At 34.9% G+C, this 9095-nt stretch carries 9 protein-coding genes; 2 read left to right on the top strand and 7 right to left on the bottom strand.

Annotation, left to right across the window (positions count from 1 at the left end; genetic code table 11):
• The 5 genes from CY0110_RS13475 to hpf all read right to left on the bottom strand — a co-directional run.
• Positions 1-512: CAP family protein (locus CY0110_RS13475; protein ID WP_008275999.1), on the bottom strand; the 512-nt coding region annotated here is incomplete at its 3' end.
• Positions 513-516: 4 nt separating this feature from the next.
• A complete protein-coding gene (locus CY0110_RS13470; protein WP_008275998.1) occupies positions 517-762 on the bottom strand; it encodes a hypothetical protein in 246 nt (81 codons plus the stop codon).
• Between the two features lie 237 nt (positions 763-999).
• Positions 1000-1698 (bottom strand): HAD-IA family hydrolase, encoded by a 699-nt coding sequence (locus CY0110_RS13465; protein WP_008275997.1) that lies wholly within the window; start codon positions 1696-1698, stop codon positions 1000-1002.
• A gap of 33 nt (positions 1699-1731) precedes the next feature.
• Complete coding sequence (locus CY0110_RS13460; protein WP_008275996.1) at positions 1732-2922, bottom strand: NAD(P)/FAD-dependent oxidoreductase; 1191 nt, start codon at positions 2920-2922, stop codon at positions 1732-1734.
• A 248-nt stretch (positions 2923-3170) separates the two neighbouring features.
• Positions 3171-3770, bottom strand: a complete 600-nt coding sequence (gene hpf, locus CY0110_RS13455; RefSeq protein ID WP_008275995.1) for a ribosome hibernation-promoting factor, HPF/YfiA family — start codon at positions 3768-3770, stop codon at positions 3171-3173.
• Between the two features lie 536 nt (positions 3771-4306).
• On the opposite strand from hpf, the gene lipB reads away from it, so the two are divergent.
• On the top strand, positions 4307-4966 hold the full coding sequence (gene lipB / locus CY0110_RS13450; protein WP_035799380.1) for a lipoyl(octanoyl) transferase LipB: 660 nt from the start codon (positions 4307-4309) through the stop codon (positions 4964-4966).
• 151 nt (positions 4967-5117) lie between these two features.
• Positions 5118-6950: a vWA domain-containing protein gene (locus tag CY0110_RS13445; RefSeq protein ID WP_008275993.1), complete on the top strand. Its 1833-nt coding sequence runs from the start codon at positions 5118-5120 to the stop codon at positions 6948-6950.
• Between the two features lie 13 nt (positions 6951-6963).
• Here the strand turns inward: CY0110_RS13445 and tgt are convergent, their stop codons facing one another.
• Both tgt and CY0110_RS13435 read right to left on the bottom strand, forming a co-directional pair.
• Complete coding sequence (gene tgt, locus CY0110_RS13440; RefSeq protein ID WP_008275992.1) at positions 6964-8076, bottom strand: tRNA guanosine(34) transglycosylase Tgt; 1113 nt, start codon at positions 8074-8076, stop codon at positions 6964-6966.
• Positions 8077-8102: 26 nt separating this feature from the next.
• On the bottom strand, positions 8103-8897 hold the full coding sequence (locus CY0110_RS13435; RefSeq protein WP_008275991.1) for an MOSC domain-containing protein: 795 nt from the start codon (positions 8895-8897) through the stop codon (positions 8103-8105).
• Positions 8898-9095: the final 198 nt, after the last annotated feature.

Raw genomic sequence — 9095 nt, 5'->3', positions numbered from 1 at the left:
TAAATTCGTTGACCAGTAATATTCCCTGGAGGACTATAACGACAGACTAAAATATCATTATTTCCTGCCGTTGAGACAGCACATCCTACTTGTTTAGTATTCTTCCAAACCATTTGAGTATAATGAGCAACATCAGACCAATTTCCTGTAGAACTAACAGTTTCGAGGTTAAATTGTGTTGAATTCAAATATTGCTTTTCTTGTCCCCAATAGTCAACCATTTGCTTATAAGTAAAGCGGTTTGACGTACCTAACCAGAGATTTTCTCCTTGTCTTTTTATGTTAGGATCATGTTGTAATTGATTACCTCCTAAACTAGCTAAATGATTAGACCAAGTTTGAGCATCATTCGCTAATTGATCAGACCAACTTAAAGAAGTAATATTAACTTGTTGGCGATATTGATTATGAGCAGTTAAAATCTGTTCCTTAAAGTTAGTTTGACTAACAACAGATTCCCTAACAGTTAATAATGAAGTAAAGATAATAAGTGATGTTAAAATCGGTTTCATTTGTTTAATTAATAGCTTTTACAATTAATCCTTGAGTCTTTTCTATCATAGCTATAGGTTGAGTCCAGATGATTGTCCAAGTATCACCAGTTCCCATCATTTCCATATCATTATCAATTCCAGGTTTTCCCAATAAATCAATCATTAATCTAGCTAAAATACATTGAGAGGAAACTTGATTAATAATAACAGTAGTTAAAACATTATCAGTACCTTCAATAGGTTCATGAGAGATAGATTTAATATTCATAAAAATTAATATACTTTCTTAATATTATGGAGTCAAGTCGAACAATTAGCGAACTTACAATATTAGTAAATTTCAAATTCCATGTTAATATATATTTTAATGGTCATGAACTAAATCTATTGATAACTATATAATTTTTCTATGAAACTCATGTTTATTCATGTATAAAGCAATCACTAGATCAAGAAGTTTTTCAACTAACACAAGAATTGTATCTTTAGCATTAGTGAATAATTTTCAGTTAATCAACCTTTCCATAGAATTAACAATAAACTTTGATTGAATTTGATCATTATTTCTTTCTAACAAAAAAGGATTAAGTCCAGCAGACTTTGCCCCTTCATAATCTTCTTTTTTGCTATCTCCAATATGCCAAGCTTCTTCCGGCTTACATTGATGTTTTTTTAACGCTTCAATAAAAATATTAGGATCAGGTTTAGCTATTCCTGTTGTAGAAGAAATTGTGATAGTTTGAAAAAAATTGGTTAACCCAAAAATATCCAGTACCTCATAAATTCTGCTATCGAAATTTGAGATAATTCCCAAGGGAATACCTTGTTTTTGCCAATGTTGTAAAGCAGGAAAAACATCTTTATAGAGAAACCAAGGATGAGGGGTGGCAAAATAATTATAAAGTTGACGAAAAAAGCCAGCAAAATCTTTAAATTGATCGATAACTTCAGCTTCTTTATAAGTATCATAAGCCACTCGATACCACCATTCATATTCTAAGTCTGGAATAGCCATGATCTCAACCCCAGGAAAAGCTAAAGGTTCCGCTTTTTTAAACTGCTTAAAAAATGAGGTTTCTAATGTCTGTGGATCACATTTTATACCCACTTGTGAAGCAAGATAGCTATAGACTTCTCCGACAGATCCCTTAACGCCAAATAATGTACCAACAGCATCAAAAAAAATAACTTTAGGTTGTTTCATAAATCTCTAATATTTTATTTTCTTTGGTAATAGCTATGAAAAAAATTCAGTTAATGGTTTAGTAATCCAATTAATTCCTACATTGATTTGATGTTTTAGAGTAGGTAAACGATATAGATAAATTAATCGTCTGGCCATATAACCAAATGGGCCATCTAAATTAACGCCTAACCCTGATAAAGTTGCATTATCTACTCCTAAAGCCATCATTTCTCCTAAAGGTTGATAAGCAAAAGGTAATAGAGGACGATGGGTTATAGAAGCCCAAAGATTCCAAGCACAATAATCAGATTGTTGAAAAGCAGTTTGCGCGGTTGCAGGAATTAAGTTTTTTGATTCATCGTAACAAGCAGCTAAATCACCAACTGCAAAAATTTCAGGATGATCGATTACTTGTAGATGGGAGTTTATCTTTAAGAGTTCTTTAGATGTTTTTTCTAGCGGTAACTCTTTAACCATGTCTATAACTTGAGTTCCCACAGTCCACAATACCAAATCGACAGGAATTGTATCAATTTTTCCTTTGTAAGCTAAAGAAATACTATCAGAAGTAACTTGAGTAACTTCTGTTTCTAAATCGATAAATACTCGTCTCGATTCTAAAGCTGTTTGAGCAACTTCTTGATTAAATTCAGGAGAACTACTTAAGATTTTTTCTCCTCTTTCCACTAATCTGATACGTCCTTTATCTCCTAAGCGATCCGCTAATTTGCATCCTAACTCAACTCCACTATACCCCCCACCAACGATGGCAATACGGATTTTTTCTGCTTCTTTTTCCTCTAATAATCGTAATCTTTCTTTGATGCGATAAGCATCTTCTAACGTGCGAAAAGGAATGGCATAATCTTTAACTCCACTAAAATTATCTAAGGGAGTTTTACCACCCATTGCTAACACTAAGCGATCGTAATGTAAGCTATGATGATTATCTAATTGTAATTGTTGGTTTTCAATATCAATGTTAGTAACACATCCTTGATGGAAACGAATAGCTGTGCCTGCCAAGAGTTCTTCATAAGGTGGGGCAATTTCCCAAGTTTGCATCTCCTCGGTAATTAATTCATAAAGAAGAGGGGTAAATAAAAAGCGATCGCTTTTATCAATTAAGATGATTTCAGGCGTTTGATCCCCCTCCCAAGGGAACTGGGTAAGACGTAAAGCAGTGTATAGTCCCCCAAACCCTCCCCCGACAATGCAAATGCGTAATGGTTGTTCACTCATAAGTTGGGTTAATGATGCGGTTCATAATATATCTTAACATTTTAGAGAAGAAATCATTAATAATTGATAGTTAATCAGGGTATTTGTCTCTCATCTTTTTTTTAGTTTTGAAAGCAAATATTTTAGTCTTAAGCAACAGGTAGCCAAACAATAGATAGTGATAAGGTTTAATGAGCAAAAAAGGGGAATCAATGACTTCATTCCCCAAAAATATTTACGCTAAGTCCCACTGAAAAGTCTGTTAGTCATTAAGCACTTGTGTTATTATTTTCATGAGTTTCACGAGGTTGTATAACACCAAAACCACCATGATTTCTCATATAGATGACGTTAATTTCATCGGTGTCTTGATTGCGAAACATATAAAAGTCATGATCCACTAATTCGAGTTGATGTTTTGCTTCTTCAATAGACATAGGAGGCATAGCAAAATATTTCATTCTGATCACTTCTGGCGGTAACTCAACTTCGCGATCGCCGATCAAATCTTCTTTCACTTCTGTCTCAGGAAGAACATCGGGACTCTTGACAGATGACTGAGGTTTATGATTATTGATTTTCTCTTTATATTTACGAAGCTGACGGGCAATTTTATCAGAAACTAAGTCAATACTTGCATAGAGGTTTTCACTACCTTCTTGGGCGCGAATCACTGTCCCATTAGCATAAACTGTCACTTCTGCCTTATGCTTATCGGTAATTCGTGCATTCTTGGCTACGGATAAATGAACATCAACTTTTGTTGTGAAAGTTTGATAATGTTTCACTGCTTTTTCTAATTTTTGTGTGACGTAATCATTAATCGATTCGGTTACATCAATATTATTGCCTTGAATTAAAAGCTTCATACTTAATACTCCATTTTTTGTGTCATTGTTGTAGAATTAAAAGAGAAAAATGAGGATATTTCTTATCCTTATTAATGAGATATATAAATCTCTATCATTGAATTAATTCAATAACAATGGAGTTGGATATCTTTGTTTATTCATAAAATTCCTTGACCTCTTTTTAATTATCTCAACGGGGGTTAATTTATTTCTTAATGTCCCCTCGATTAAGATATTCTAATGATAGAAGGGCGAGAGTTTAACACTAGCTTAAATATTCTTATTTCTCTCCCTACTGAATCGATCATTTTTACTATGATCTTATTTCCCAATCTTTACCCTACAGGATTCATTACTGGTTTCAGGGAAGAATTGGCGAGAAAAATCTGTTTTTGGGTGGAGTTTCTTTCAATCCTTTTCTCCAAGATAAACTCTGTATACTTTTAGACTAACACTTTGTATTGCTCTAAACATCGGTCTTTGTCTTCTTTTTATTTTCCTTAGTATCTCTTCATATTTCTTAAACATTTTGTCTTAAAACTTTGTTATTGATCATGTCAAGTTCACCTTTATTGCAACATAGACAGTGTATACTGCAAAATTTAGGAATAATACCTTATCATACCGCTTGGGAGATGCAGCGATCGCTGGTTAACCAACGTTTAGAGAATCCTAACCTGGAGGATACCCTATTATTATTAGAACATCCTCCCGTTTATACATTAGGAACAGGGTCTCATATTAAGTTTATTAAATTTGATCCTGAACACAGTTCTATCCCAGTTTATCGTACAGAAAGAGGAGGAGAAGTAACCCATCATTGTCCAGGTCAATTAGTCGGTTATCCTATTCTTAATTTACGTTATCATCAACAGGATTTACACTGGTATTTAAGGCAGCTTGAAGCGGTTATCATTGAAGTGTTAAACGATTATAAACTTCCAGGAAAAAGAATTCCAGGATTAACAGGGGTTTGGGTTAATAATTATAAAGTAGCAGCCATTGGTATTAAAGTTAAACGTTGGGTTACTATGCACGGGTTTTCTATCAATATTTGCCCTGATCTCAAAGGGTTTGATAAGATTATTCCTTGTGGTATTGAAGATAAACCTGTTGGTACTTTACAGCAGTTTTTACCTGAAATCACCCTAGAAGAAATCAGACAAAAAGTTACCGAAAAGTTTGCCCAAGTTTTTCAGTTGATATACGTTTGATTGGCAAACGATAGAAGATAAATATAATCATATCTACATTGAAGATCATGGGATACCCCATGAGTTATTTAACCGTATCAAAGACAAACTGTAATTTCAGAAGTAATCGGGGTATTCTAAGAAAGTAAATAAGAATATAGAAACAGTTTAGATGAAAGTTAGCTACACCCTAAGTCAGTCTTTAATACCTATACAAACACCTACAACTGTAGACCTACTGGTTAACTTTAAACCAGAAAGCTCTGTTGAACTTGTACCCCGTCGTCCTCTTAATCTTAGCGTTGTTTTAGATCGTTCAGGATCGATGGCTGGTTACGCCTTGAGTAATGCCATCCAAGCCACAGAAAAATTAGTCGATTTTCTCTCACCTGATGACCTTTTGTCCGTCATTATTTATGATGATGTAGCTGAGGTAATTGTTCCTCATCAAGCTGTCACTAATAAACAAGAAATAAAAGCTAAAATAAAAAAAATACGGGCTAGAGGATGTACTAATTTAAGTGGTGGTTGGTTGCTGGGATGTTCTCAAGTGAAATCTCACTTATCTACTGATAAATTAAATCGAGTTTTATTATTAACAGATGGTTTAGCTAATATTGGGGAAAGAAAACCAGAAATTTTGCTGAAAACGGCAGCAGAAAAAGCTCAACAAGGTATTGTTACTACTACTTTGGGCTTTGGCAGTAATTTTAACGAAGACTTATTAATAGGAATGGCAGATGCTGCTGGTGGTAACTTTTATTTTATTCAATCCCCAGATGATTCTGCTGATGTTTTTCACATTGAAATGGAAAGTTTATTATCCTTAGTTACTCAAAATTTAATAGTTACTTTACATCCGCAAAAAAACGTAACCATAAAAGAAGTTTTAAACAATTATTCCACAACAATCAAAAAAGAAAAAACTGAAGTTATTTTAGGGGACGTATATCACACTGAAAATAAACCTTTAGCACTATCATTATCTATTGAACCGCAGAAGAAAATTGGTAAATCTGAAATTCTAACCCTTTCTTATCGTTATGATACTGTAATTAATGATAGTATTAAAACCTTAGACGGTGAGATTCCTATTACGATTGCAGTTGACGACGAAGAAGCATCCAAAAATTTACAACCTAATCCAGAAGTTATCGAAAAAACCAGTCAGTTTCGGATTGCACAAGTGAAAGATGAGGCTATTCAATTAGCTGATCAGGGAAAATATCAAGAAGCTTCCAAAAAATTACAAGAGATTATCGAAGGATTAAAAGAAAAAGCCTTAATCGAATTTTTTGAAATAGCTGAAGAAATCAGTCAATTAGAATATTATTCTCAACAATTAAACCAGGGTTATTTTAACCGTTCAATTCGCAAAGAAATGCGGGATCAATCCTATCAAACTCGCAATCGAAGCCGAAACGATTTACAATTGAGAGGAACAACAGCAGGAAATGCTGATAGTTTAGAAGCTATTTCAGATTCTGGTAATGGTATTTTATTACAATGTATAAGAGTCGGTGGAAAATTACGAATCAAGGTTATTTCTGAGGGTTATGATCCTAACTTAAATGTCCAGTTTCCCCGTAGCATTCGAGAGGAAGGAGTAACTTATATTGTCGATGAAATTACCTTATCCGCTAATCAATCATTTTATCGAGTCTCAGGCAATATCCGACGATTAGTTAAACCTGGAGAAGAAAGACAACCAAGGCAAACTTATGAAAAACCCCAAAACTTAAAGGCGGTTAAATCCTCCTTAACTTTAGCTGATTTAGAAACCACTGATACCGTAGGAGATGGGGTATTAATTCAATGTGTACAAGAGGGAAAAAAACTCAGAGCAAGGGTCGTTTCTGACGGTTATAATCCCGATTTTAATGTTCGTTTTCCTCGCAGTATTCGCCAAGAAGGAATACTGTTTGTCGTGGATGGAATTAAAGAAACAGCAAAGGGAGACTCCTACATCGCTTTAGGGAAAGTTCGCCGTTTTCTTCAAACATAATTAATAACAAAAATTAAGGAGAATCTTCTTTCAACCAAGTAGCAAACTCCTGGGTAAAATTATCCCTTAAAATGCTTTCTCGGATACGTTGCGTAAACCTGACCAATTCCGTCACATTGTGCAACGATAGAAGAATATAACCGAGCATTTCCTGCGATCGCACTAAATGATTCAAATAGGCCCTCGAAAACGTTTGACAGGTATAACAAGGGCATTCAGGGTCTAAAGGGGTAAAATCTTCCCGAAATTGAGCATTCTTCAAGTTCCATCTTTCCCCTGCCACCAATGCCGTCCCATGACGACCAAAACGAGTAGGAATGACACAATCAAATAAATCAATCCCAGAGGCGATGGCCATCACCATTTCTTTATAAGTCCCTACTCCCATCAAATAACGAGGTTTAGACTCAGGAAGTAAGGGAGTGGTCAATTTAACGATATCCCGTACTAACGCAGGTTCTTCTCCCACACTTACCCCACCGATAGCGTAACCTGGCAAATCTAAAGGAATTAAAGCTGAAACTGCATCCGATCGCAACTTAGGATAAATCCCCCCTTGAACAATACCAAATAACGCTTGATCGTGGGGTCTTTGATGGGCTTTAATACACCTTTCTAACCAGCGATACGTCCGATCTGTTGCTGCGGCTACCGTGTCATAATCAGCGTTTCCTGGGGGACATTCATCAAAGGCCATAATTACATCCGCACCCAAAGCATTTTGGATATGGATGGACCGTTCAGGGGTTAACTCAATAATGCGGCCATCCCTGGGAGAACGAAACGTAACACCGATTTCTCGAACTTTTCGCAGTTCACTAAGACTGAATACTTGAAAACCTCCAGAATCAGTCAACATCGGTCCATTCCACCCCATGAACTGATGAAGTCCTCCGACTGCTTCGACAATAGGTTCCCCTGGTTGTAAATGGAGGTGATAGGTATTGGCTAAAATCATTTGTGCGCCGGTGGTTTCGAGTTGCGCTGGAGTTAACCCTTTTACCGTTGCGAGGGTTCCTACAGGCATAAATCTAGGGGTTTCTACGATTCCATGAGGCGTTGACCAAGTTCCAGCCCTAGCTTTGGTATGACAGCATTTTTTTTCTAGTTGAAAGGAAAAGACCACAATGTTTAATTATCAATTATCCATTTTTAATTATCCATTATTTCAAGTTTATCTCCAACTTTTATGGGAGTTTCTTGTGTTAAGTTGGTCACTTTTGTATTGACACTAACACGATAAAAATGATTAAACTGACTAGGATTAACCCAAGAAGGTAAGGTTTCTTTTCTTTTATTGATAAATTGTTGTTGAAAGTTATTCGTTTTTTCTCCTGTATAAGAATCTTTCGTAGGAACAATACATCTTTGACAGGGCTTGATTCCTTGAAAATCCACATCCCCAATACGAAAGTCAACCTTTTGCCATTTCTTTGCAAATAATTTATCTTCCCAAAAAGCGGGAACTCCGTTGATTTCTAAGTTAGCTCGAAATCTTCTTCTTATTTCTTCTACTGTAAGATCGGGAAACCATTGAGCAATCATTTCTAAAGTTCCTTGACTAATAATAGTTGGACCTGACGCTCTAGGATCATCAGGAAACCCAGTTTTTAGGTTTTCTTTTAAAGTAACGAAACGCCCAAAATACTCACTTAAAAATACTTCTAGCTCTTTTATTTCTCCTTGTAAATTAAAAGTATTTTTAAAATTATTTTTCTCATCACTTAAGGTTACTTGAGTCAAGGTATCATTATAAGTTGCTCTTAGCTGATAAATTTGGTTATTACTTTTGCCATTAATCAATCTCTGATTCTTATCAAAAATTGCCCATTGTCTATCATATTTTAACGCACCACTTTTAAGAAGACTTCCTTGAGACAGAGATAACCCATCTAAAGATTTAATAGGATAAACAAAAATTTGACTAAGACAAGGTTTTAGATTCATTTTTATCTCTCTATTAATTAGTATGAAAAATTTATAAATTTAGTTGATCAATTTCAACAATGAAAAATGAACAAGGAATAAGTGAAATGGATAAAAAAACTATAATTGACTTCTCTTTTGCCTTTTGCCTTTTGACTTTTGCCTTGCTAAAACGCACTTAAAATGCGTTTTAGCCTATTATCCCTGAGTTTGCCATCC

The sequence above is a fragment of the Crocosphaera chwakensis CCY0110 genome, assembly GCF_000169335.1.
GTDB lineage: Bacteria > Cyanobacteriota > Cyanobacteriia > Cyanobacteriales > Microcystaceae > Crocosphaera > Crocosphaera chwakensis.
This window is presented reverse-complemented; position numbering and strand designations above follow the sequence as displayed.

What these genes read in the sequence shown, in the direction of transcription:
- CY0110_RS13470 (WP_008275998.1), bottom strand. Translation starts at nt 762, where the DNA reads ATGAATATTAAATCTATCTCTCATGAACCTATTGAAGGTACTGATAAT.
- CY0110_RS13465 (WP_008275997.1), bottom strand. Translation starts at nt 1,698, where the DNA reads ATGAAACAACCTAAAGTTATTTTTTTTGATGCTGTTGGTACATTATTT.
- CY0110_RS13460 (WP_008275996.1), bottom strand. Translation starts at nt 2,922, where the DNA reads ATGAGTGAACAACCATTACGCATTTGCATTGTCGGGGGAGGGTTTGGG.
- hpf (WP_008275995.1), bottom strand. Translation starts at nt 3,770, where the DNA reads ATGAAGCTTTTAATTCAAGGCAATAATATTGATGTAACCGAATCGATT.
- lipB (WP_035799380.1), top strand. Translation starts at nt 4,307, where the DNA reads ATGTCAAGTTCACCTTTATTGCAACATAGACAGTGTATACTGCAAAAT.
- CY0110_RS13445 (WP_008275993.1), top strand. Translation starts at nt 5,118, where the DNA reads ATGAAAGTTAGCTACACCCTAAGTCAGTCTTTAATACCTATACAAACA.
- CY0110_RS13435 (WP_008275991.1), bottom strand. Translation starts at nt 8,897, where the DNA reads ATGAATCTAAAACCTTGTCTTAGTCAAATTTTTGTTTATCCTATTAAA.